The following is a 23,644-nucleotide window of genomic DNA, read 5'->3' as shown; positions in this document are numbered from 1 at the left end:
ATTCCTCTCGCTCGCGTGCAGCTTGATTTGCTGGAGCCAACTCAAGGCGGCATCCGATTAATTTCGCAACAGCTTCTTAATCTTACTGTGTCAGTAAATTAGCATTGAAAGCTGAACAAAACGGACATCGCTGGAGCCGGCGCGCGATGTATGCAGCGATACGCCAGCGCAGCGTGGTGATGGAATCAGCCACGTGGCGCTGCGCGCGCTGGGGACCCGCGTGGCACGTAATCCGAGGGTAAGGCAAATGGATTGCGGTTCGCGGAGTTTTTTTTACTGCCGCCTTGTATCAGGCGTTGAGCAACAAGAAACCCGTAAGCAGCAATGCACAATGATGCATGGTGGTGGAAGCCACGCCAGCCACGTCCTTCGAAGTGTCCCAGTCCGAATTCCTGCTTGAGATCCTGATAGTCCCGCTCGATACGCCAGCGCATCTTGGCGACATGAACCATGCGTTCGAGCGTCGTGTCTGGGGGCAAAGTCGAAAGCCAATATTTGAGCGGCTCCGCATCACCTTCAGGCCATTCGATCAGCAGCCATTCCTCATCGCGTAGTGTGGAGCGCCAGTAATCGCGGTGTGAAGCACGCACACGCACGGAGGCAAAGCGCGAACTGAGTGCGGCACACGTGCCTTCACGCCATATCACCGTGCGATACCGCGAGGCATCGAGTGTCAAGGCCAGATCTTTGACTCCGATCGGCTCATGCCCCGGCGCGCGCCGTAATAAGCTGCGCGGCCGGCCCGACTTCCCCACGGAAGGTTCCGGCGATAGAGGTGCAGTACCCGGCGCCCATACGCGGGTGTTTGAGCGAATGCCCACCGCATACTGCAATCCGAGCTCGCTGACGGCCTCGCGAAACGAGGTGTCGTCTCCATAGCCAGCATCGGCCAGAACGACACCGTCGGGCGCACCGCTTTGCCGAGCTTCGCGCAATTGCCCGGCCGCAATCTCCGGTTTGGTTGCAAACTCGATTTGCTCAGGCACGCCGGCTTTCTGTCGTCGCGCAGGATCGTCGCTCCATTCACCCGGCAGATACAGTCGATACGACACCGGCAAGCTTGCCTCTTCCGTCGCTACCGACAGACTCACCGCCACCTGGCAGTTGTCCTGCTTGCCCAGTTGACCGCAGTATTGCCGCGCCACACCGACCGAATGTTTGCCCTTCTTGGGAAAGCCCGTGTCGTCAATGATCCAGTACAACCCGCCCGCCGGGTCCATGTGCGGCAGCACCCAGCGGCGCACCTGCTCGAGCAGCGCCGTATCGGACCATTCCGATTTCGCCACGAAATGATGCAGCGACTGGTGCCGCGCGCTCACATGCTCCGGCTCCAGATGTGCGGCCAGCGGCTCGACGCTCTTGCGCCGAATTGGCAGCATTAGCCCTTGGCAATAACCCTTCAATCCTGATTCACGGTCGTTATGCCCAAGCGCCCCGCACAAATGTTCCAGATATGCCTCGAATGACGTCTCCCAGTCCATCATTCCTCACGCCGTGAATGAAGAAGTTCCTATAATGGCATGAATTTATTGACACAGTAAGATTAAGGAATCGGGCGGCGTGGTATGACTTTATGGGGAGTGGATTTTAGGTGAGCGCATGCGGGTGACGCCATTTAAATGAGTCGATAAAATTTTGATTATGAAAGTGTGCTTTTTAGCCGATTTTTCCGTGAATTTATTGATTTCGTGGGCGTACCCGTAAGAAATCAGCCATGCGTCGGACTCCGCCCGGGCATGCGCCGAATTTTTCCTGGGCCGGTGGTAGTGGCGCGCCGGCGATTGCGTTTCAATTCGCCAACCTGTTGTCCGGCCTTCCAAGGACGCTTCTGTCTGTGGTGACGTTCATCGGCAGTGTCGGCTAATAGTCTAATGAATCAAGGTAAATCTCCTGAGTGCCGCGAGCATCATCGAGTGTTGCGGGGTCGCCGTCGCGGATTTTTAGCGAAGCGGGCGCGGCGCGATTTGCCGGCAACTGGTGAAGGTCGCGCGGCAGAGCGGCCGGCTGCTCTGAGAGGTCACTGGTGCTCATGCCACGTGCTTCGCGGGTCCGCCGGATGTCGGCGCCGTGAGTGGTGGTCTTCATCATTAATTGTCACCATATGAGCTAATTAATTACTACAGTAGCTTGGTTGGAAAAATAGCCAAATTGTTCGATTGGTAGTTATGGCGATCATGGGAGGGGGCGCGACCAACGTACTCCTGCAGGAACTTGATGAATCTCGTCGGAAAGATTGCGAAATTGACGACAAAGCATAGAATGACGGCAATGTCGCAACAAGCTGAGGTCGCCATGATCAGTGTTCATGACAAGCCGACCACGGATAAGCAAACCTCGGATTTCGAACTGCGCCTGTCCTTGCCTGCCGGGGTCAATCCGGCCATCGTGCCGTCCTTGCAGCGGGGGATTAAGGATTTGGTGGCGGTCGTCCTGACCCGTCCGTCGTTCGAGCAAAGCATTCTCGACCGGGCGGACGATCTCGCCGCCGCGTTCACCCGCCTGGCGGCACCGGACACCTCCTTGATCGAGGAGCGGATCCGGCGCCGGGAAACCATGCGCATGGTGTTCGAACGAGGGGACTGGCTCGCGGCCGAGCAGATCAATGCACTGCAGGTCGCGCCGCCCGCCAACAAGGCTCAGCCGGCGAGTGACTGGAAACGGCGTGGTCGGATCTTTGGTGTGACCTTCGGCGGAAAGGAATACTTTGCAGGCTATCAGTTCGACGCGATGTGCCAGCCACTGCCAGTCATCAAGGCGATACTGGAGGCACTTGGGCCGGTGAGCGATACCTGGCAGATTGCGGCCTGGTTCCATTTTCCGAATGGATGGATCGCGGGCACCGGCGAGCGTGAGGGACAGCCTGTTGCGCCTTTGGATGCCCTTGATCGGCGTGACGACATTGTCGATGCCGCGCGGCGCCTACATGGCGAGTACGTTGCCTGATGGTTGGTCTGTCCGCCCCGGTGCGTGGCAGAAGCTTTCACGGAGGCGTCAATGACCCGAGAGAACGTTACCGCTGCACGCATCCTTATGGCACAACGACAGCCAATTTCGCGCAGGGCTGGGGGAATGCACGGTTTGTGGCTATTGCCCAGTAGGACGGAGCGCCGCCCACACGTGGAATGGGAATGGCGAGAAACCGTTCGAGTGCGCGATCATCGAATCGCTGTTCCGCGATGTGCCGCTCAACCCACCCGCTGTCGTTTACCTGAACAAGTTCCTGCCCTTCCGGATCACAAACGGCGGTGCCGGCGGCAAGGGCGGCGCGAACTACAACCTGTTCAGCGCGGGTGTCGATTATTTCCTGTCGAAGCGCGCGGACGTTTATACGGTTGCCGTGTTCGAGAAGGCAAGCGGGACGGATTCGCTCGGGCAGCCGGCGGTTGCGCAGATCACCGGGTTGACGCCGTCCGCGACCGACAAACAGGTTTCATTGCGGATCGGGATGCGGCACAGGTTTTGAATGGGCGGGGGAAACTCGCGTGGCGCGCGTAACGCCGGGTTTCGGCAGCGCGCCCGTGACACGGGCCGGGCGGTTGCCCGACCCGTTTCCATTGGGGCGATTACCTGACCGCGACTTCCGTATGCACGACTTGCGGCGGGCTCTTGAAGAACGGACCCGCCAGTTGCCGCCACGCCTGGAAATCGTCCGATTGCCGGAAATGCACCATGTGGTCGTCCACGGTATCCCACTTGACGACGAGCAGGTAGCCGCCGCTGCGCTCGATCACGCGGTGCAGCTCGGCGCCGCCGCAGCCACGCGCGCGGGCGAACAGCGGGAGGGCCTGGCGAACCGCCGCCTCGAATGGCTCGGCCTGCGACGGATCGATTTCGAGCGATGCCATTTCCAGAATCATTGATGCTCCATAGGGTTTGAATGATGCGAACGGATCGTGATGCGACGTGCGCCGTGGACGGCGCATCCGGCAACCATACCGGAAGTCGGCTGCGCGGTGGTCGCATGCAGTTCCCGCGAAGCCGAAAGTGACGTCACGCCTTCCTGATCAGCAGCTTCAGCGACACGGACAACGCGGCGGACACCGCGAGAATCGCTGCCATCGCCCAGATACCGGCCGAGAACGAGCCGGTCGACTGCTTCAGGAAGCCGACGAGGTAGGGGCCGGCAAAGCCGCCGAGCGTACCGATCGAGTTGATGAACGCGAACCCGCCTGCTGCTGCGACGCCGGTCAGGAATCGCGTCGGAATCGTCCAGAAGATCGCGCGGGCGGAGCTAACGGCAACCACCGCGAGGCTCAGCCCGACCATCTCCAGCACCACGCCGTTCGCGACGGCCGACAGCGCGAGACCGAGCCCACCCAACAGGCATGCGCTGCACAGATGGAAGATCTTGCGGCCGCTGCGGTCGACCGCGCGCGCCCAGATCATCATTCCAGCCACCGCGGCGATATATGGCACGGTCGACAGCAACCCGATGGATGCGAGGCTGAGCCCGTGACTCTTCAGGATGATCGGCAGCCAGATGCCGACGCCATACGAGCCGAGCACGAAGCCGAACTGGATCGCCGCGAGGAGCAGCACACGGCCGTCCTTCAGCGCGGCGAACAGCGCCTTCTTCGGCTTCTCGCGCGGTTCCTCGGCGAGCATCGCGACGAGTTCGCTGCGCTCGTCGGACGTGAGCCAGTACGCATCCTTTGGATCGTCGCGCAGCCAGACGAGCACCGCGATGCCGATGAGTACCGCGGGCAGGCCCTGCACGATGAACATCCACTGCCAGCCGTGCATCCCGGCGACGCCGTTCAGGCTGAGCAGCGCTGCCGACATTGGCCCGCCGACGACCGACGACAGCGGCACGCCGAGCATGAACATGGCCAGCACGCGCACGCGGTACTGCGCGGGGAACCAGCATGCGAGAAAGAACGTGACGCCCGGGAAGAAGCCGGCCTCGGCAATGCCGAGCAGCAGGCGCAGCACGTAGAAGCTGGCCGGCCCCTGCGCGAGCGCCGTCGCGGTCGCCGCGATGCCCCACGTGATCATGATCCGTGCGAGCCAGCGGCGTGCGCCGTAGCGGTACAGCGCGAGGTTGCTCGGAATCTCGAACAGGCAGTAGCCGGTGAACAGGATGCCCGCGCCCCAGCCGAATTGCGCGGGTGTCAGGCCGAGGTCGTGGTTCATCGTGAGCGCGGCGAAGCCGACGCTCGTCCGGTCGATGTAGTTGAATACGAACGCGAGCGTCAGCAGCGGCAGCAGTCGCCATGCGTTCTTGCGCAGCGCACGCTGCCGGACGGCTTGCCGGTTCGCGTCGGGAACGGATGCCGTGTCCATCGTCATTGATTCGGAATGCATGATCGATTCTTCGACGATCCCGACGTGCACAGGCGCAGCGCTGCCGGGCGAGATGCGGCATCGCATGCGCATCGGCCCGGTCGCGGCGATCGTCGAATGTGTCTCCGGTGTGTTGTCATCAGGGCCGCGGTCGTACGGCCCGCTTGGCTTCCCGTCGGCTCAGGCGGCGCGCAGTGCGTGGGCGACCTGCTTGCCGAACGCGTTGCAGCCAATCGTGCCGCCGAGATCCGCGGTGCGCGTGTCGGGGTTCGCGAGCACCGCATCGACGGCTGCGTCGATCGCATCGGCCGCGGCGATGAACGCCGGCTTGCTCCGGTGTTCGCCGATCCAGCGCATCAGCATGCCGACCGACAGGATCATCGACGTCGGGTTCGCCTTGTCCTGGTTCTGAATGTCGGGCGCGGAGCCGTGTTGTGCCTGCGCGCAGCACAGGTCATCGCCGGCCATGATCGAGCCGCCGAGACCGAGGCTGCCGGACAGTTCGGCGGCGAGGTCGCTGAGGATGTCGCCGTAGAAGTTCGTCGCGACGAGCACGTCGAAACGCTCGGGCGCGCGGACCAGGTGCGCGGCCGACGCGTCGACCAGCAGGTCGTTGAGTTCGACTTCGGGGAAATCCTTCGCGACGTGCCGCACCGCTTCGAGGAACAGGCCGTCGGTCATGTGGAAGCTGTTCGCCTTGTGGATCGCCGTGACCTTCTTCCTGCGTTTCATCGCGAGCTCAAACGCGCGCCGTGCGATTCGCTCGCTGCAATGGCGCGTGATCTTGCGTACCGACAGCGCCATGTCCGGCGACGGCATCATTTCGCCCCAGCCGAGGCGCATGTTGCGGTCCGGATAGAAACCTTCGGTCGCCTCGCGCATGATGACGAGGTCCATGCGCTTGCCTTCGCGCATGTTCGACGTCAGGAACGGCCGCGTGCGCGACGGGCGCACGTTCGCGTACAGGTCGAGATCGCAGCGGAACGCGGCCGATACGTTGCGGCCGCCTTGCGCGGGCGGCGGATAGTCGGCATGCGAGATCGTGCCGAGGATCAGGCCATCGTAGTGTTTAGCCTGTTCCAGCACTTCGGGGCGCAGCGTCGTGCCGTGCTTGTCGAGGCTGGCGAAGCCGACGTCTTCGTAGTCGTATTGCAGGCCGAGATCGAACAGGCGGTCGGCCTGTTCAAGGACGTCGATCGACGCCGTGATGATTTCGGGGCCGATGCCGTCGCCGGGGAGAACGAGAATGCGCACGATGGTTCGCTCGGGTTATTTCGAAGAGGTCTGGTGTTCGGCCGATACGGCTCGCGTTTCGCCGCTGTCGGCGAGCGTGCGCGTGGCATCGGTGCGGGCGTAGATCCACAGGATCTTCATCGGCGCGGTGCTCGACACGTTGCGGAAGCGATGCGGCACATTCGGCGGGATGAACGTGGTGTCGAGCGGCTTGAGCCGGTACTCGAGCCCGTCGATGTCGAGGATCGCGTCGCCTTCGACGAGCACGACGCTTTCCTGGCAGTTGTGACTGTGAAACGGGATTTCGACGCCCGGCGCGAACGACGTGTAGCCGGTGATGAAGCTGTCCGAGCCGACGGACTTGCCGACCAGCGGCGTGGTGCTCGCGCCGCCGCCGCGGTCGTAGGTCGGCAGGTTGTCGGGTTGCAGCAGCGCTGCGCCGGAAGGGGTCATGATCGTCATGAAGGACTCCTGAGTCGAATCGTGAAATCAGCGGGCCGGACCAAACCAGACCGTCTTGATGTTGGTGAATTCGCGAATGCCGGCTGCGCCGAGCTCGCGGCCGTAGCCCGACTGCTTGATCCCGCCGAACGGCAGCCGCGCATCCGACGCGACCAGGCCGTTGACGAACACCGCGCCCGCTTCGATCCGGCGCACGAGCTGGCGCGCGGCGTCGAGGTCGGTGGTCCACAGCGCGGCGCCGAGCCCGAATTCCGTCGCGTTCGCGAGCGAGATCGCCTGCTCGATGCCGTCGACGCGCAGGATCGCGGCCACCGGGCCGAACGTCTCCTCGCACGCGGCGGCCATGTCAGGCGCGACGTGGTCGAGCACCGTCGGCGCATAGAAGAAGCCGGGGCCGGGCAGCGGCTCGCCGCCTGCCTTCAGCACTGCACCGGCCTCGACGGTCCGCTCGACCTGGCGATGCAGTTCGTCGCGCAGGTTCGCGCGCGCCATCGGTCCGATCGTGGTGTCGCGTTGGGTCGGATCGCCCACTTTCAGTTGCGCGACGCCGGCACAGAACAGCTCGACGAAGCGATCCGCGATCTTCTGGTCGACGATGAAGCGCTTCGACGAGATGCAGCTTTGGCCGGTGTTCGAGAAGCGCGCCTTCACCGCGGCCTTCGCGGCCGCCTCGACATCGGCGTCGGCGAGCACGATGAACGGATCGGAGCCGCCGAGCTCGAGCACCTGCTTCTTCATCGCGCGCCCGGCCTGCGACGCGACTAGTTTGCCGACCGCGGTCGAGCCCGTCAGCGTGACCGCCGCGATGCGCGGATCGTCGATCAGTCGAGCGACGTGGTCCGGCTCGATCAGCAGCGACGCGACGAGGCTGGCCGGCACGTCCGCGTCGGCGAATACCGCGTTGATCGCCAGCGCGCATTGCGGCACGTTGCCCGCGTGCTTCAGGATCGCACCGTTGCCCGCGCACAGCGCGGGCGCCGCGAAACGGGTGAACTGCCACAGCGGGTAGTTCCACGGCATGATCGCGAGCACGACGCCGAGCGGGTCGTACACGACGAAGCTCTCGCTCGCGTTGCTCGGGACGGCTTCGTCGTCGAGATACTGCGCCGCGTGTTCGGCGTAGAAGTGGCACGTCCACGCGGACTTGTCCACTTCGGCTTCCGCCTCGGCGATCGGCTTGCCCATTTCCAGCGTGATCAGCGCGGCCAGCTCGCCCTTGCGGCGCAGCAGCACGTCGCCGATCCGCGCAACGGTCGCCGCGCGCACCGCGAGCGGTTCGCGTGCCCAGCGGCGTTGTGCGGCACTCGCGTCGGCCAGTGCCTGCTCGACCCGTGCGGGCGAGTCGGCGTCGAAGGTGGCCACGATGGTTTCCGTGGCGGGATTCAAGGTGCGAAACATGGTGTTCGTGTCCGGGTTCGTGAAGGGGGAAGGGTTCAGGTGGCCGGTTGTTCGGCGAATCGATAGAGCCGCGCGGGGTTGTCGACGAGGATCCGCTGACGCAGCGCCGCGGCATCCGTCCATCCCAGCAACTGGTTCAGCGCGCCGCCGGCGTCTTCGCGGCGAAACGGTTCGATGCGCGTGAGATCGCCATCGCGGCTGCCGGCGCTGCCGGTGTGCGGCCAGTCCGACGCCCACAGCATGCGATCGGGGCGCGCGTCGATCAGCGCGCGTGCGATGGACGCGAGATCGTCGAACCGCGGCGCCTGGCGCGACGCGCGGTACGGCGCGGACAACTTCACGTAGGCGTTGCCGTGCTTCACAAGATCGGCGACGGTCGCGAACGCGGCCTGCTGGCCGGGCAGCTTGTCGGCGCGCGCGCCCGCGAAGTGGTCGAGCACGACGGGGGCATCGAGTCGGGTGATGTCTGACGCGAGGCCCGCGACGACGTCCAGGTCCGCATAGATCTGGACCGCCCATCCGAGCGGCGCGACCACATCGGACGCACGCCGCAACTGGGCCGACGCCACGGACAGGTCGCGCTCGCCGCGTACCTGCAGGTTCAGCCGGATGCCGCGCACGCCTTGGTCGTGCAGTGCCTGCAGTTCCGCATGCGTCGCGGTGTGAGGATCGATGACCGCGACGCCGCGTGCGCGATGCAGCCCGAGTTCCCGCAGGCCCGCGAGCAGGGCTGCGTTGTCGGTGCCGTACACGCTCGGCTGGACCAGCACGATCCGCTCGATTCCGAGCCGCGCCTCGAACGCGAGCAGATCCGCGACGCGGGCGCGCCCCGGCGTGTACGAGCGGTTCGGCGCGAACGGGAAGCGCGCCGCGTCGAACAGATGCACGTGGCAGTCGCAACTTCCCGACGGCAGCGCCGCGAGCGGGCGAGTCGGGTAGTCCTGCGGATCGACGTTCATTGCTGCTCCCGCGCGGTCGGATGACGAAGCGTCCGAACCTGCGCGTGACAGCGCAAGGCCGCCGATTGCCGCGAGACTTGCGCCGAGTAGATGCCTGCGCTGCACATGGGTCTCCTTGATCGATGTGCCGGTTGGAACGGTTGGTATTTTACGAACTCAAAAGACCATGTAAAGTGTTTTTTGATGTTCCAAAGTACCAGTGAGGGTAAACGCCGATTCCTGTGCCGATTCGATATGGCCCGGAAGTATTTAGAAATATGGCGGGCAAGGGGGGATGTTTCGCTCGTTTTGTCGCTGCCGACATGGTGGGATTTGTGGTCTGGTGTGTGCGCATAAGACCATGTGGAGGCTGTGGTACGATGCGGTCGTCTTTCGTGATCCGATTCGCCATGACCCGCGCTCTCGCCGACGTGCTCGCGTCGAACATTCATCAGCACATTTCCAGCTCCGGCATGGCGCCCGGCACGCGTCTGCCGGAGCGCTCGCTGGCGGAGCAGTTCAACGTGTCGCGCTCGCCGGTGCGAGAGGCGCTGAAGCGGCTGGCCGCGCGCGCGGTCGTCACGCCGCATCCCGATGGCGGCTACGCGGTCGCTGACCATGCGGCACCGCTCGGCCCGGTCGAGTCACCCGAGCTGGCGGACACCGTTGCAGACGAAGACACCTACCTGTCGATCGCGGAGGACCGGCTCGCAGGCAAGCTCCCCGACCGCGTGACCGAGAACGAGCTGATGCGTCGCTACGGCGTGACGCGCGCGCAGCTGAACGCGATCCTGCGACGGATGGTGCAGGAGGGGTGGATTGAAAGAAGGCCGGGGCACGGCTGGATGTTCCAGTCCGTGCTGACGTCCGCGGAGACCTATCGGCAGGGTTACCGGTACCGGCTGTTGATCGAGGCGGCGGGGATCCTCGAGCCGACCTTCAGGCTCGACCGCGACGCGCTGATGCGCTGCCGCGCCGAGCAGGAAGCGCTCGCGAACGGCGGCGCGCGCACGGCCTCGCCGGCCGCGCTGTTCGATGCGAACAGCCGGCTGCATGAAACGATCGCCGCGTGTTCGGGTAATGTGTTCATTCTCGACGGCCTGCGTCGTCTCGATCGGCTGCGTCGCCTGATGGAGTATCGCAAGGCGGTCGATCGCGACCAGGCGGAGCGCCGGTGTCACGAACACCTGACGCTGATCGATCTGCTGACCACCGATCAGCGCGAGGCGGCGGCCGATTTCATGAAGCTGCACCTGCATAATGCGGTGCGGGAGAAGACGAGCGATTGAGGTGGGCGGTCAGGCATCGAGATCAACCGCCACTCGTCAGCGCAAAGGCACCCGGTCGCTCAGGCTGACCGGGCGTCGGGCTCCTTCGCCGCACGCATGCGTCCGCGCTCCAGCAGCGACGTTTCAGGCGGCGTGATCGGCGTCAGTTCGCCAAGCACCAGCGTCTGCGCTTCCCCTCCATCGACACCCAGACCTCGCAGGATCGCTGCAACGATCTGTTCGGGCGCTTCGGCCATTTCACCGTGGTCGGCGAAGCGCTGGATCGTCGTCAGCGCGATGCCGGCGATCACGTCGAGCGCCAGTTCAACCGTGACGCCGCGGAACCGGCCGGTGGCGAGTCCTTGCTGGATGTGGACCGGCAGGTACACGTAGATCAGGCTGCTCGGGCCTGCTGCATGCAGGCCGGCCGCTGAAATGAAGCGGCCCAGCAGCGGATAGGCACGTGCGGCATGCAGAAACATCCGGACGCCGCACGCGATTCTTCGGGCCGGATCTTCATAGGCGCCCACTTCCGTTTCGATCAGGCGAAGCAGCTCGTCGTTGAGTTCCTGCGTCACCGCCTCGAGCAGTTCCTCATTCGTTCGGAAGTAGTTGTAGAAGGTGCCCTGCGACACATCGGCTGCCGCAATGACGTCCTGGATGACGCTGGCACCCACCCCTTTCTCGGCAAAAACGAGCATCGCGCTTTCGATCAGCCGCGCGCGCATCCGCTCGCGGCGTTGCGCCGCCACGCGGGTCCGATGGTCAATGGTCGTGGATTCACTCATGTGCCGATTATACGGTGCGGGTGTCCGGCGTTCGGCCGGCGCTAGGTAAAAACGATAGTATTGTCATAATGACAGATATCTCATTACAATGGATCAACCCTAGCAAAATCAGGAGCAGTCGACGCCATGGATATCCCGCCCATCACGCATGCAATGAACCAGCGCACCGTCCGGGTCGGTGCCCGGCGAATTTTTCTGGCGGAAGCGGGCGAAGGGCCCGCCGTCCTGATGCTCCACGGCGGTGGCCCGGGCGCGTCGGGCGTGTCGAACTACGCGCGCAACATCGAAGCGCTTGCGCGCCATTACAGGGTGTTGGTGCCGGACATGCCCGGATACGGCAGGTCCACCAAAGGTGTCGACCGTAACGACCCGTTCGGGGATCTGGCCGGTGGCATGCTCGGGTTGCTCGATGCGCTGGGGATCCGGCACGCGCATGCAATCGGGAATTCGCTCGGCGGTGCGTGCGCGCTGCGCATGGCGCTGGAGCGGCCCGATGCGATAGGTCGGCTGGTTCTGATGGGGCCCGGCGGTGTCAATACGACGCGGCAGATTCCGACGCCTGGCCTCAAGCGACTGCTGAACTATTACAAGGGCACCGGCCCGAGCCTTGAGAAACTCACGACGTTCATCCGCGGTGATCTGGTCTTTGACGGCAGCCTCGTACCGGAAGCCGTGATCCAGGAGCGCTTTCAGGCCAGCATCGACCCGGAGGTCGTCGCGAGCCCGCCGTTGCTCGGCCCGAAGGGCATTCCGAAGTTCAGCAAGATCGACTTCACGCGTGACGCGCGGCTGGCGTCGGTCCGCAACCCGACACTCGTGTTGTGGGGGACCGACGACAAGGTCAACCGCCCCAGCGGCGCGCATGCGCTGCAGCAGCGCATGCCGAACTGCGATGTGTACATGTTCAGCAATACCGGCCACTGGGTGCAGTGGGAGCGGGCGAACGAATTCAATGCCGCCGTGCTGGCGTTCCTCGCGCAGGGCGATGCGAAGGCACGCGCTGCCGCGGCTCGATAAACGGAGTGTGACGCCATGCAGACTATCGTGAGTCCGCGCTCAGCGATCGACAGCCTGTTCGGTCGCGTCCGGATGGGTTACCTGCTGGCCGAATCGGCCCGGCTTCGCGAATGGACGACATTTGCATCGGAGGGGCTCGGCCTGCATGTCGATCGATCCGATCCGCGCGTGGTTGCATGCCGAATCGATGCGCACCTGCGTCGCCTGATCATTCGCGATGGCGCGGCCGAGGACGTCATCGCGATCGGGTGGCAACTGGATGACGAGGCTGCGCTCGAGCTTGCCATCGCCCGAATGGCCGCACGGGGAATCCGCGTCGACGAAGGGACCCGGGAAGAAGCCGTGGTGCGTGGCGTGGAGCGGTTCTGGTACTTCGCAGGTCCGAAGAAACTGCGCACCGAACTGTTCACGATCGCCGTGCTTGGCGAACAACCTCTGCAAATGAAGGCTACGGGTTTCGTGACCGGCGCTTCCGGGATGGGGCACGTCGCCGTGACGACCAGGCAACCCGAAGTGATGCAGAAGTTCTGGAAGGAGGTGTTCGATGCGCGCCTGTCCGACGAAATTGAAGACAAGATCGACGGTCTGAACCTCGATTTCGCTTTCCTGCGATTCAACGAACGACACCATTCGTTCGCGACCGCATCGACGCGCGGCATTCGCCTGAATCCGCTGCGCACGCAGATTCACCACATGAATCTCCAGTGCGCGTCGATCGACGATGTGACGCAGGCCTATCTGCGGTGCCGTGCGATGGGTTATCCAATCGCCAATGCGATCGGCCAGCATCCAAACGATCGCGAACTTTCTTTCTATGTCGAGACGCCATCGGGTTTCGAGATTGAACTCGGATGGAATCCGATCGTCGTCGACGAGCGGACGTGGCGCCCGACGGTTTATCAGGGCATCAGTCTGTGGGGGCATCGTCCCGAAAACCTCAGCCTGGGAGTTAGGCTCGGCCGCGTTCGACGCGCGCTCGCTTCCCTGGTGCGTCCGGAATTTTCTGTACAAGGAGAGCAGTCATGAACGGAGCGCATCCGAATGATGCGTGCGATGTCGCGATCGTAGGATTGGGGCCGACCGGCCTCATCCTCGCGCACATGCTTGGCCAGGCCGGTCACCAAGTCGTCGTGCTCGAACGTGAACCCGTGTTCTACGGCAACGCACGAGCCGTCTATACAGACGACGAGTGCATGCGGATCTTTCAGCATCTCAATGTGGTCGACGAGGTGCAGTCGCGGATGATGATGGAGACACCGGTCCAGCTCGTTCGACGCGACGGAACGCCGCTTACTCAGTACATGCCGCGCAAGCGTCCATTCGGCTGGCCGGTGATCAATTTCTTTTACCAGCCTTACCTGGAGACGACGCTGGCCGAGACACTCGCGCGTTACCCCAACGTCGAGGTACGCCGTGGCCGAGAGGTCGTCGACTTCGTACAGGACACTGACAGTGTGAGCGTTACGCATCAGGCGACACGTGAAGCGCGGTTCAGTGACAGTACTGACGCCCTGGCGCGCGTGGATGGCGAGTCCGATATCAGGACGCTGCGGGCGCGCTATCTAGTCGGTGCCGATGGAGGCCGGAGCATCGTTCGCACGAAGCTTGGCATCGAGATGTCCGGCAAGAGCTTCCCGGAACCGTGGCTCGTGGTGGACCTTGAACGCAAGCCGGGAACCGACGCGTTGCGTCACCTGCCGTATTTCAATTTTGTAGTCGATCCGAAGCTGCCAGTCGTGAGCTGTGTTCAGCCCGGTAAATTCCACCGGTTCGAATTCATGCTGATGCCGGGTGAAACGAAGGAAAACATGGAGCGACCGGAAACGGTCAGGAAGTATCTTTCCATGTTTGTCGATCCCGACCAGTTCGTGGTCAAGCGCAAACTCGTCTACACGTTCAACGCGCTTATCGCGTCGAAGTGGCGGGTCGGACGTGTGTTGCTCGGCGGAGATGCCGCCCACATGACGCCGCAGTTCATGGGGCAGGGTGCAAGTTCGGGCGTTCGCGATGCCTACAACCTCGGCTGGAAGCTAGACCTTGTATTGCGGGGTCTCGCGGCCGAAGCGTTGCTCGACACGTACCAGTCGGAACGACATGCGCATGCGAAGGCAATGATCGATACGTCCGTCCTTCTCAAGGACGTCGTGTCGGCACGAAGTCTGTCCGCAACGCTGCTGCGGGACGCCTCGCTCGGCATCATTCGGGCCATTCCGCCGCTCAGGCGCTGGTTTCAGGAAGGCGGCTTCAAGCCGATGCCCGTTTATCGAAAGAACGCCTACTTGGGTTTGCCGCGTCGTCACCGGCGTGGCCCCGAGGGCGCGTTGGTTCCACAACCCGAAGTGCGCCTTTTTAACGGAGACCGGAGAAAACTGGATGATCTTCTAGGCAATGGCTTTTCGCTGATCGGACTGAACGTCGATCCATCCCGTTGCATGAATGATGTGTCACGGGCGACCCTCAGTGCACTCTCGGCCCGCAGCGTCACGATGTACCCGTACGGCGGTCGCCCGCAAGGGCTCGAGAGCGTCAATCGGGACAACACGATCGGGGGCGCCGAAGTCGAGGATATCGGAGGGGAGATGATCGCGTGGTTCGGGAAGGCAGGTTTCAAAACGGAAGCCGTTGCCGTTTTGAGGCCCGACCGTTTCGCGTTTGCCGTCATTCCCATCGGCGAGCTCGACCAGACCATTCGGCAGCTTCGAGATCAGCTCGGATTCCGATCCGGAGCAGGCGACGAGTTCGCCCGCACTTCAAAGACCTCGCCGGCCGTCGCACGAGCGGCTTGATCCACGGTTTAAGGTTTCCCCTGCCATGTCTCATTCATTCGACCAAGCAGCCATCCAGGCGGCTGCGAACGCACTGCGTAATGCACGCGAAGCAAGTACGCCGATCGACCCGATCGCCGCGCGGTTCGGTATTGCCGGACTCGAAGCGGCGTATGCAGTCGCGGAACTCAATACAGCGGCCCGGGTTGCCGATGGCCGGAGAATCATCGGCAAGAAGGTTGGCCTGACGTCGGTTGCGGTACAGCAGCAATTACGGGTCGATCAGCCCGATTTCGGCGTGCTGTTCGATGACATGGAATATCTGGATGGCGACGAGGTGCCGCTGAGCCGACTGATGCAACCGAAGATCGAGGCGGAAGTGGCGTTCGTTGTCGGGCGGGACATAGCCGATGAAGCGCCGAGTTATGGGCAAGTGCTTTCGGCACTCGCCTATGCACTGCCTGCACTGGAAATCGTCGACAGCGCGATCTCGGATTGGCGCATCGCACTCGAGGATACCGTCGCCGACAACGCATCCTGCGGTCTCTACGTGCTCGGGAATCAGCCAGTCTCACTCGGTGGAATTTCCCTCGGGGAACTTGGCATGTCGATGACCCGCCACGGACAGACCGTTTCGACCGGAACGGGTGCAGCATGCCTTGGCCATCCGGTACGTGCAGTGTACTGGCTGGCCCGAATGATGTCGCGGCGCGGGCAAATCTTGCGCGAGGGCGATGTGATTCTGTCGGGTGCGCTGGGGCCGATGGTCCCAGTAGTTGCAGGAGACGCGATTCATGCGCAGATCGGTGCGCTGGGCAGCGTTAGCTGCCATATCGGACGAGGGCTGGATCGATGAGCAAGAAATTGAAAGTTGCCATTATCGGCAGCGGGAATATCGGCACCGATTTGATGATCAAGATTCTGCGCCATGGCGCCCATCTCGAGATGGGCGCCATGGTGGGGATCGACGCGGCATCGGACGGACTGCAGCGGGCGGCACGCCTGGGCGTTGCGACGACGCATGAGGGTGTCGAAGGGCTGACTCGCATGCCGGTTTTCAGCGAAATCGATATAGTTTTCGACGCGACGTCGGCCACGGCACATACGCATAACGATGCATTCCTGCGCACCGTCAAACCCGGCATTCGCGTCGTGGACTTGACGCCGGCGGCGATCGGGCCGTACTGCATTCCGGTTGTGAACGGAGAGCACCGGCTCGATGAGCTAAACGTCAACATGGTGACTTGCGGTGGTCAAGCCACCATTCCCATGGTCGCTGCGGTATCGCGGGTCGCGAAAGTGCACTACGGCGAGATCGTCGCATCCATCTCGAGCAAGAGCGCTGGACCGGGCACGCGTGCCAACATCGATGAATTCACCGAGACGACGTCACGGGCAATCGAAGTGGTCGGCGGTGCGGCCAAAGGGAAGGCAATCATCGTGCTCAATCCGGCCGAGCCGCCGCTGATGATGCGCGATACGGTATACACGCTCAGCGATTTTGCTGACGAACGGGAGATCGAAGACTCGGTGACGGCGATGGCGGAAGCTGTTCAGTCGTACGTTCCCGGGTATCGCCTGAAGCAACGTGTTCAGTTCGATCGCATTGAGGCAGACCGGCCAATCCGGATACCCGGCGTAGGCGAACGGATGGTCGGCCTCAAGACCTCGATTCTTCTCGAAGTGGAGGGGGCTGCGCACTACCTGCCGTCTTATGCAGGCAACCTCGACATCATGACGAGTGCAGCCAAGGCCACGGCAGAACGGGTCGCGGCCCGTCTAGTGGCCAATCAACAATGAGTTCCGACCTGATGGACAAGAAGCTCTATATCTCGGACGTGACGTTGCGCGACGGCAGTCACGCAATTCGTCATCAGTATAGCCTCGCGCAAGCCAGACAGATCGCCGCGGCGCTCGATACGGCCGGTGTAGATTCGATCGAAGTCGCGCATGGAGACGGACTCCAAGGCGGCAGCTTCAATTACGGGTTCGGCGCGCATACCGACGTTGAATGGATTGACGCCGTGGCAAGTGTCGTCACGCATGCGAAGGTCGCGACACTGCTGTTACCAGGAATCGGCACCGTACACGACCTGAGAGCCGCATACGATGCCGGTGCGCGAATCGTTCGTGTCGCCACCCACTGCACCGAAGCCGATATTTCCCGTCAGCATATCGAGTATGCGCGGGAACTCGGGATGGAGGCCGTGGGCTTCCTCATGATGAGCCACATGCAGGCGCCCCGAGCGCTGGCCGAGCAGGCAAGGCTGATGGAGAGCTATGGCGCGACATGCTGTTACGTGGTGGATTCCGGTGGCGCGATGAACATGAATGACATCCGCGACCGGATGCGGGCATTCAAGGACACGCTGAAGCCGGAAACGCAGACGGGCATCCACGCGCATCACAACTTGAGCCTCGGTGTCGCGAATTCGATTGTCGCGGTGGAAGAGGGCTGCGATCGGATCGATGCAAGCCTCGCTGGCATGGGCGCTGGCGCCGGAAATGCACCGCTTGAGGTATTCGTCGCGGCCGCAACCCGTCTCGGTTGGCGGCATGGCGCCGACATCTACCGTCTGATGGACGCGGCGGATGACATCGTGCGACCGCTCCAGGATCGTCCGGTGCGCGTGGATCGCGAGACGCTCGCACTGGGCTACGCCGGCGTGTATTCGAGCTTCCTGCGCCACGCGGAACGGGCCGCGGCGAAGTACGGCCTCAAAACAGTGGACATACTCGTCGAACTCGGCCGCCGCGGAATGGTCGGCGGCCAAGAGGACATGATCGTTGACGTCGCACTGGATCTTTTGAGGGAATCCGTTTAGCGGCATAGGTTCATGCAGCCCGCTCATATGGGCGGCGCGATCGGACAGGCGCGCGCCAACGATCGATCGTGAACACACGAAGCATCGAAATTGATTCGGAGTGCGTATCTAATGGTAAATAATTGGAGAATCAGATGAACCGTATCGATGTTCATCACCACTTCGTGCCACCGGTCTATCAGGCAGCCATGTCCAGGCATGGCCTGAAAAAGGTTGCGGGCGCCGAGTTGCCGGCATGGAGCGAACATGCGTCTCTGGACGTGATGGATGCGAACGCGATTCGGGTCGCATTGCTGTCGATCTCGGCACCGGGTGTCTATTTCGGAAACCTTGAAGATGCATGTTCGCTTGCTCGTGCGTGCAATGAATACGCGGCTGAATTGCGCGAGCGGCACCCCGATCGTTTTGGTTCATTTGCCGTGCTGCCGATGCCATTCACCGAGCACGCATGCAAAGAGGCCATCCATGCGCTCGACGTGCTGAAAGCAGATGGCGTGGTCCTGCTCGGCAGTACGGAAGGCCGGTTCTTGGGCTCGCCCGAATTCGACGAGTTGATGGCGGAGCTCGACAGCCGGCGTGCGGTCGTGTTCGTGCATCCGAACTTGCACCGGTCGAGCGAGGAGCTCGGACTGATCGCGCCTGGTTTTCTGATCGAGTTCCTGTGCGACACGACACGGGCGGCGCTGAACCTGATCCTGACCGGGACGATCGAACGTTACCCGAATATCTGCTGGATTCTCGCGCACGCGGGCGGCTTTCTTCCGTACGTCGCGTGGAGACTCTCGCTCGCCAATCTGCTTCCAGAGTTCGTATCGGGTATGCCGGCCGGGATGCTGACCTACATCCGTCGATTCCATTTCGATACCGCGCTTTCACCCGCTGAGTTTCCGCAGGCGGCGCTGCGTGAACTGGTCGGCCCGTCGCAAATCCTGTTCGGAAGCGACTTCCCGTTTGCGCCCGCACCGGCGACGGCAATGCAATGCGCAGCCCTTGAGCGCTCTCCCATCTGGCATGCCGACGCGCGTTTGGAGATCGATTCCGGAAATGCGCTTCGGTTGTTTTCCCGCCTGGGTGGAACGGTTGCCGGCGCGCCGACGCGCGAGGTCGGGCCACTGATATCACTGAGGCGGGCCGCCGTTGGCGCGAGCGTCCGACTGATCGACCGGCTCAGGAATCGCTGAGCGCTGTCGGCCCCACAAAAACAGAAGCACCCTTATTACAACATTCGGAGACGTCATGAAGCGTACGAGCGCGGCAATTCTCTTGTCGATCGCGGCTATTCCCGCAGCACATGCGCAATCGGCAGGGCAATGGATGATTAATGCCGGCTGGCTGCACCTTGCCCCCCAGGATTCCAGTCAGCCGATGACGGTCAATGCGCTCGGTCACTCGAGCACGGTCGCGGGAAGCGGCGCCAGCGTGTCGGATGCCGATACGCCCGCCTTCACGGCAACCTATTTCATCACGGATCATATTGCGCTAGAGACGATACTGGGTGTTCCGCCGAAGCTGCATCTCAACGGTACCGGGACGCTCGCGGGACTCGGAGAGCTCGGGACGGCACACGCGTGGAGCCCAACGATCCTTGCACAATACCATTTTGGTGAACCGTCAGCACGTTTCCGGCCCTATGTCGGCGCGGGTGGAGCGTACGTCTGGTTCAAGGGCATCGACTTGAGCAATCAGGTTGCAACCGGCCAATTCCTCTATTCGCCGACGCTCGGCACGCGCCTTGAAGGACCGACTTCTGTCTCGCTCAGTAAGTCGTTTGCGCCGATAGTCAATGCAGGGCTGACGTACAACATCGATTCGCACTGGTCAGTCGGCGTGTCGGCTGCATACGTGTGGCTGTCCACAAAAGCTACGCTCACGACACGTTCCCCGGTCGGTACCGTCACGAGCACGACGAAAGTGAAGATCAATCCGATCATCACTTTCGTGTCGCTTGGCTATCGCTTCTGACAGAAGCCCTGCGTTTGAGGGAACATCCGCGCTCTGGCGAGCTTTTTACTCGGGTGCGGACTCCACTGCCACGTTTGGCAGCGGCAGATTCGCAATTTGAACCGCCTCGTCACGCGAAATACCTAGCGTCTGCAGCACCGCTGCTGCAGCGCGTTCCGCGAATTGATCCCTGCTGTAGCCGATCGCTGCGAGTATGTCCGGGGCCGATTCGTCGCCCGCGCCGAAATTCAGTTCGGCGGCAATTGCCACAAGCACCGTTCCGCCGACCGAAACGAGTGCCATCAATGGATCGTCCACGCCGAAGCGGCCTGCGTGGATTCCCTTTTGCAGATCACGCTCGAGTCGGGGGCCTAAACCTCGTGTCAGTATTCGGGCAGACAAGCCCTCGCGGATCAGGAAACGCCCCCAGACCCGCTCGCGCCGCGCGCGCAGAAGCGTGTGCCGGACGGACACAGCAATCACTTCTGCTGGATCGGTCAGGTTGGCACCGAGACGATCCAGCGTATCGGCGAATTCGTCGAACACCCACTCGGACAATGCAGCGTGAATCGCTTCCTTTGATTCGAAGTGGTTATAGAAGGAGCCGAACCCGACGTCTGCCGCTTCGGTGATTTCATTGATCGCCACGCCCTCCATGCCTTTTTCCGCCATCAGCCGCAGTGCGGCTTCAAGTAGCCGCAACCGAGTTTCGCGTTTGCGCCGCGCGCCGCGAGGTTCGCGTGCCGGGGGGGATTTGTCGGCCGTGACCTCAGCAGGCGAGGTGCCGGTCTTCCGGGATAAAGCATTCGACATAGGGTATTCCGCCAGATTGGATCTGGTTTGGAGTATACGTTCAAGCATCATAATTGACAAAAGTATCAACCATGACTTTAATGTCATGTAAGCGGCGAATCACTGTCGCGGTCTGTGTCGAACGGAGACGGAGCGATGGTGGCAGCGGGTTCAGCAATCGGGATGGGGCGGGACGGTGGCGACGTCGGCACGGCGGGTGCGGGGGCTTGTGCGCTACCGTCGAGCGTCGATGTGTTGGTCGTGGGATGCGGGCCCGTGGGCGCGACGATCGCTAACCTGCTGGGGCGCGATGGAGTCCGCGTGCTGGTGATCGACAAGGCCACGGGGATATTCACGGCGCCGCGCGCGATCGCGCTGGACAACGAGGCGCTGCGCATTCTGCAGCTCGCCGGAGTCGCCGATACCGACTTCGAGACCGTTGCAATCCCGTACGTGCGCATGAGGTCGCCTTGGCTCGGCGAATTCGGGCGAGTCAACACGCTCGGCAGTCTCGACGGCCACCCAAAGCTGGTCACCTTCTACCAGCCCGATCTCGAGCGTTGTCTGCGAGCGCGGCTCGCCGCCTGCGATACGGTGCAGACTGCATTCGGTACGACGCTCGTCGGGCTCGATCAGCAGCGCGAACATGTCGTTGCGACGCTGGAAACCGCGGAGGCGAATCGTCATCACGTGCGCGCACGCTACGTCGTCGGCGTTGATGGCGCGAGCTCGCTCGTACGGCAACTAATCGGCCAGGCGTTCGACGGCAAGACGTTCGCGGAAGACTGGCTGATCGTCGATGCGCGTCACGTGCGCATGCCGATCGATCACGTCGAATTCATCTGCGATCACCGGCGGCCGACGCCGCATATGATGGCGCCCGGCGCGCGCGAGCGCTGGGAGTTCATGCTGCGTCCCGGTGAAACGCGTGCCGAGATGGAGTCCGATACCCGCATTCGCGAATTGCTCGCCCCATGGGGTGGCCTCGACGACATGGAGATCGAGCGCAAGGCCGTCTATCGCTTCCACGCCAGGACGGTAAAGGCATTCAGCCAGGGGCGCGTGTTTCTTGCCGGCGACGCCGCGCACATCACGCCGCCGTTCGTCGGGCAGGGGCTCGTTGCGGGGCTGCGCGACGCCGCGAACCTGTGCTGGAAGCTCGCATCGGTGATTCAGGGACGTGCCGCCCCACACATTCTCGATACGTACGATCAGGAGCGGCGTCCGCACGTGACGGCGATGATCGGCCTCGCGAAATTGATGGGCAAGCTGGTGATGCCGCGCAACGCGGGCGTTGCGTTGGCGACGCATGGCCTGATGCGGCTGATGCGGCTCGTGCCGCCGCTGCGTGCGCATTTCGATGAACTCGGCATCAAGCCGAAGAACGCATTTCGTCGCGGCCTGTTCGTTCCCGGTCGTTCGAAAACGCGACTCGCGCGAGGCACGGTGCTTCCCCAGGGCTGGGTGCGGGGTCGCGATGGCGACCTTAGGCTGAGCGACGATGTGTTCGGCGCGCGTGTCGTGCTGATCGGGTTCGGTGCCGACGTGGGTGCCATGCTTGATCCGGCGGTGCTTACGGCGTTGAAGGCCGCGGGCGGCGCGGTCGTCCAGATCGCGCATCGAGGGCAGCGCTTGCATCGCGCTGAACGGTGTTGTTGGGAGGATCTCGAAGGGGTCTTCATGCCGCGCGCGGTGCCATTTGGCTGGGCGACGGTGGTGCGACCCGACAAGACGATCCTGCACGACGGTCCCGCGTCCGACGCGAACCGCATCGTACGCGAGGCGCTGTCGCTGATCGGCGCACCGACCGGTGTATCGGCCTCGTCCATTCCGTCCACCCTTCCGTCCGCCTGAGGGTTACGCATGAAGCTCACGACCGCACAGCCGGCTCGCCATTCGAATCCGACGACCAAGGCGTCGGCACTGGCCTACCTGTTGTTTGAACGTCCCGATCTCGACCGGGCCGAGAAATTTCTGAACGACTTCGGGCTGCGCACCGTATCGCGGGACAGCGAGTGGATCTTTCTCAGGGGCACCGCGGCGACACCGTTCTGCTATGCGGTGCGATGGGCCGAGAAGCCTCGCTTCGTCGGCTTCGGTCTCGAAGTCGACGGATTGTCGGCGCTCGAAAGGCTGGCATGCGTGCCGGGTGCGTCTGCTATCGAGCGGGCATTGTGGCCGGGTGGTGGCTATCGCGTGCAGCTCGCCGATCCGTCGGGGTTTCGTGTCGACGCGGTCGCCGGACGGGCGCTCGCGGGCGCTTTGTCGCACCGCCCGCCGCTTGCGGTGAATTCCGTGGATGCCGCCGTGCGGATCAATGAGACGCAGCGCCCTCCCGCTGGCCCATCCGAAGTAATTCGCCTTGGGCACGTGGTGCTCGAGCTAGCGGATTTCCAGGCCACATGTGCGTGGTATACGCACCACTTCGGCTTCATTCCGAGCGACGTGCAGGTGCTGCCGGACGGGTCGCCGGCTGTCACCTTCATGCGGCTCGACCTCGGCGCACGACCTGCCGATCACCATACGCTTGCGCTCGCTCAGGGGTTCGCGCCGTTGTACAGCCACAGTGCGTTCGAGTTGGTGGACGCAGACGCGATCGGCGGTGGTCAACGCGTGCTGCGGGAGAGCGGCTGGGAACATGCATGGGGAATCGGCCGGCACATTCTTGGCAGCCAGATATTCGATTACTGGCAGGACCCCTGGGGCGACAAGCACGAACACTATTGTGACGGCGACCTGTTTACGGCCGACATGCCGATGGGTATCCATGCAGTCAGCCGGGAGGCAATGGCGCAGTGGGGGCCTGCGATGCCACGCAGCTTCACGAAGCCGAAGCTGACGCCGTCAAGCATCGCGGCGCTCGTGCGCAATCTGCGCCGAAGCCCCGATTTGACATTCGCGAAATTGCGCACTCTCGCAAAGCTCTTCGCGTGA

At 62.9% G+C, this 23,644-nt stretch carries 23 protein-coding genes; 13 read left to right on the top strand and 10 right to left on the bottom strand.

Annotated elements, in window-relative coordinates:
• Positions 1-185: 185 nt before the first annotated feature.
• Complete coding sequence (locus tag DIE23_RS26345; RefSeq protein WP_124614802.1) at positions 186-1,481, bottom strand: IS701 family transposase; 1,296 nt, start codon at positions 1,479-1,481, stop codon at positions 186-188.
• A gap of 379 nt (positions 1,482-1,860) precedes the next feature.
• Positions 1,861-2,088: a hypothetical protein gene (locus DIE23_RS26340; RefSeq protein ID WP_124614793.1), complete on the bottom strand. Its 228-nt coding sequence runs from the start codon at positions 2,086-2,088 to the stop codon at positions 1,861-1,863.
• A gap of 126 nt (positions 2,089-2,214) precedes the next feature.
• Here DIE23_RS26340 and DIE23_RS26335 point away from each other — a divergent pair, with 126 nt between their 5' ends.
• Both DIE23_RS26335 and DIE23_RS26330 read left to right on the top strand, forming a co-directional pair.
• The gene (locus tag DIE23_RS26335; RefSeq protein ID WP_260436165.1) at positions 2,215-2,943 is read left to right on the top strand and encodes a hypothetical protein; all 729 of its coding nucleotides are present in this window, start codon (positions 2,215-2,217) and stop codon (positions 2,941-2,943) included.
• 235 nt (positions 2,944-3,178) lie between these two features.
• Positions 3,179-3,463 (top strand): hypothetical protein, encoded by a 285-nt coding sequence (locus DIE23_RS26330; protein WP_409364253.1) that lies wholly within the window; start codon positions 3,179-3,181, stop codon positions 3,461-3,463.
• Between the two features lie 100 nt (positions 3,464-3,563).
• On the opposite strand, the gene DIE23_RS26325 is transcribed toward DIE23_RS26330, so the two are convergent.
• The 6 genes from DIE23_RS26325 to DIE23_RS26300 form a co-directional block, all read right to left on the bottom strand.
• Positions 3,564-3,857, bottom strand: a complete 294-nt coding sequence (locus tag DIE23_RS26325) for an antibiotic biosynthesis monooxygenase (RefSeq protein ID WP_124612774.1) — start codon at positions 3,855-3,857, stop codon at positions 3,564-3,566.
• A gap of 133 nt (positions 3,858-3,990) precedes the next feature.
• Positions 3,991-5,289 carry an MFS transporter gene (locus DIE23_RS26320; RefSeq protein WP_124614800.1) on the bottom strand — a complete coding sequence of 433 codons (1,299 nt, stop codon included), beginning with the start codon at positions 5,287-5,289 and terminating at the stop codon, positions 3,991-3,993.
• Between the two features lie 174 nt (positions 5,290-5,463).
• A complete protein-coding gene (locus DIE23_RS26315; RefSeq protein WP_124614792.1) occupies positions 5,464-6,537 on the bottom strand; it encodes an isocitrate/isopropylmalate dehydrogenase family protein in 1,074 nt (357 codons plus the stop codon).
• Between the two features lie 15 nt (positions 6,538-6,552).
• Positions 6,553-6,978, bottom strand: coding sequence for a cupin domain-containing protein (locus DIE23_RS26310; protein ID WP_124614791.1), 426 nt, complete (start codon positions 6,976-6,978; stop codon positions 6,553-6,555).
• Between the two features lie 27 nt (positions 6,979-7,005).
• On the bottom strand, positions 7,006-8,415 hold the full coding sequence (locus DIE23_RS26305) for an NAD-dependent succinate-semialdehyde dehydrogenase (protein ID WP_409364255.1): 1,410 nt from the start codon (positions 8,413-8,415) through the stop codon (positions 7,006-7,008).
• Positions 8,412-9,335 carry an amidohydrolase gene (locus DIE23_RS26300; protein WP_124614789.1) on the bottom strand — a complete coding sequence of 308 codons (924 nt, stop codon included), beginning with the start codon at positions 9,333-9,335 and terminating at the stop codon, positions 8,412-8,414. The genes DIE23_RS26305 and DIE23_RS26300 overlap by 4 nt, the downstream gene beginning before the upstream one ends.
• Before the next feature lie 389 nt (positions 9,336-9,724).
• Between DIE23_RS26300 and DIE23_RS26295 the strand changes: the two genes are divergently transcribed.
• On the top strand, positions 9,725-10,603 hold the full coding sequence (locus tag DIE23_RS26295) for a GntR family transcriptional regulator (protein WP_124614788.1): 879 nt from the start codon (positions 9,725-9,727) through the stop codon (positions 10,601-10,603).
• Between the two features lie 59 nt (positions 10,604-10,662).
• Here DIE23_RS26295 and DIE23_RS26290 read toward each other — a convergent pair whose 3' ends face one another.
• A complete protein-coding gene (locus tag DIE23_RS26290) occupies positions 10,663-11,370 on the bottom strand; it encodes a TetR/AcrR family transcriptional regulator (protein WP_124614787.1) in 708 nt (235 codons plus the stop codon).
• Between the two features lie 153 nt (positions 11,371-11,523).
• Here DIE23_RS26290 and DIE23_RS26285 point away from each other — a divergent pair, with 153 nt between their 5' ends.
• The 8 genes from DIE23_RS26285 to DIE23_RS26250 all read left to right on the top strand — a co-directional run bounded on the left by DIE23_RS26285 (position 11,524) and on the right by DIE23_RS26250 (position 19,939).
• Positions 11,524-12,387: an alpha/beta fold hydrolase gene (locus DIE23_RS26285; RefSeq protein WP_260436164.1), complete on the top strand. Its 864-nt coding sequence runs from the start codon at positions 11,524-11,526 to the stop codon at positions 12,385-12,387.
• 15 nt (positions 12,388-12,402) lie between these two features.
• Positions 12,403-13,413: a VOC family protein gene (locus DIE23_RS26280; RefSeq protein ID WP_124614785.1), complete on the top strand. Its 1,011-nt coding sequence runs from the start codon at positions 12,403-12,405 to the stop codon at positions 13,411-13,413.
• Entirely contained in the window at positions 13,410-15,173 is a 1,764-nt protein-coding gene (locus DIE23_RS26275; protein WP_124614784.1) for a bifunctional 3-(3-hydroxy-phenyl)propionate/3-hydroxycinnamic acid hydroxylase, read from the top strand. Before DIE23_RS26280 ends, DIE23_RS26275 begins: the two co-directional genes overlap by 4 nt.
• Positions 15,174-15,198: 25 nt before the next feature.
• Complete coding sequence (locus DIE23_RS26270) at positions 15,199-16,008, top strand: 2-keto-4-pentenoate hydratase (RefSeq protein ID WP_124614783.1); 810 nt, start codon at positions 15,199-15,201, stop codon at positions 16,006-16,008.
• Entirely contained in the window at positions 16,005-16,952 is a 948-nt protein-coding gene (locus DIE23_RS26265; protein WP_124614782.1) for an acetaldehyde dehydrogenase (acetylating), read from the top strand. Before DIE23_RS26270 ends, DIE23_RS26265 begins: the two co-directional genes overlap by 4 nt.
• Before the next feature lie 11 nt (positions 16,953-16,963).
• Positions 16,964-17,977, top strand: a complete 1,014-nt coding sequence (gene dmpG / locus DIE23_RS26260) for a 4-hydroxy-2-oxovalerate aldolase (protein ID WP_124614781.1) — start codon at positions 16,964-16,966, stop codon at positions 17,975-17,977.
• A gap of 134 nt (positions 17,978-18,111) precedes the next feature.
• Positions 18,112-19,158, top strand: coding sequence for an amidohydrolase family protein (locus DIE23_RS26255; protein WP_124614780.1), 1,047 nt, complete (start codon positions 18,112-18,114; stop codon positions 19,156-19,158).
• A gap of 55 nt (positions 19,159-19,213) precedes the next feature.
• Complete coding sequence (locus tag DIE23_RS26250) at positions 19,214-19,939, top strand: OmpW family protein (protein ID WP_124501098.1); 726 nt, start codon at positions 19,214-19,216, stop codon at positions 19,937-19,939.
• A 45-nt stretch (positions 19,940-19,984) separates the two neighbouring features.
• Here DIE23_RS26250 and DIE23_RS26245 read toward each other — a convergent pair whose 3' ends face one another.
• On the bottom strand, positions 19,985-20,731 hold the full coding sequence (locus tag DIE23_RS26245; protein ID WP_124614779.1) for a TetR/AcrR family transcriptional regulator: 747 nt from the start codon (positions 20,729-20,731) through the stop codon (positions 19,985-19,987).
• Between the two features lie 162 nt (positions 20,732-20,893).
• Here DIE23_RS26245 and DIE23_RS26240 point away from each other — a divergent pair, with 162 nt between their 5' ends.
• On the top strand, positions 20,894-22,564 hold the full coding sequence (locus DIE23_RS26240) for a bifunctional 3-(3-hydroxy-phenyl)propionate/3-hydroxycinnamic acid hydroxylase (protein ID WP_124614799.1): 1,671 nt from the start codon (positions 20,894-20,896) through the stop codon (positions 22,562-22,564).
• Positions 22,565-22,573: 9 nt separating this feature from the next.
• Complete coding sequence (locus DIE23_RS26235; RefSeq protein WP_124614778.1) at positions 22,574-23,644, top strand: VOC family protein; 1,071 nt, start codon at positions 22,574-22,576, stop codon at positions 23,642-23,644.

This window comes from Burkholderia sp. Bp9143, from assembly GCF_003853645.1.
Lineage (GTDB): Bacteria > Pseudomonadota > Gammaproteobacteria > Burkholderiales > Burkholderiaceae > Burkholderia.
This window is presented reverse-complemented; position numbering and strand designations above follow the sequence as displayed.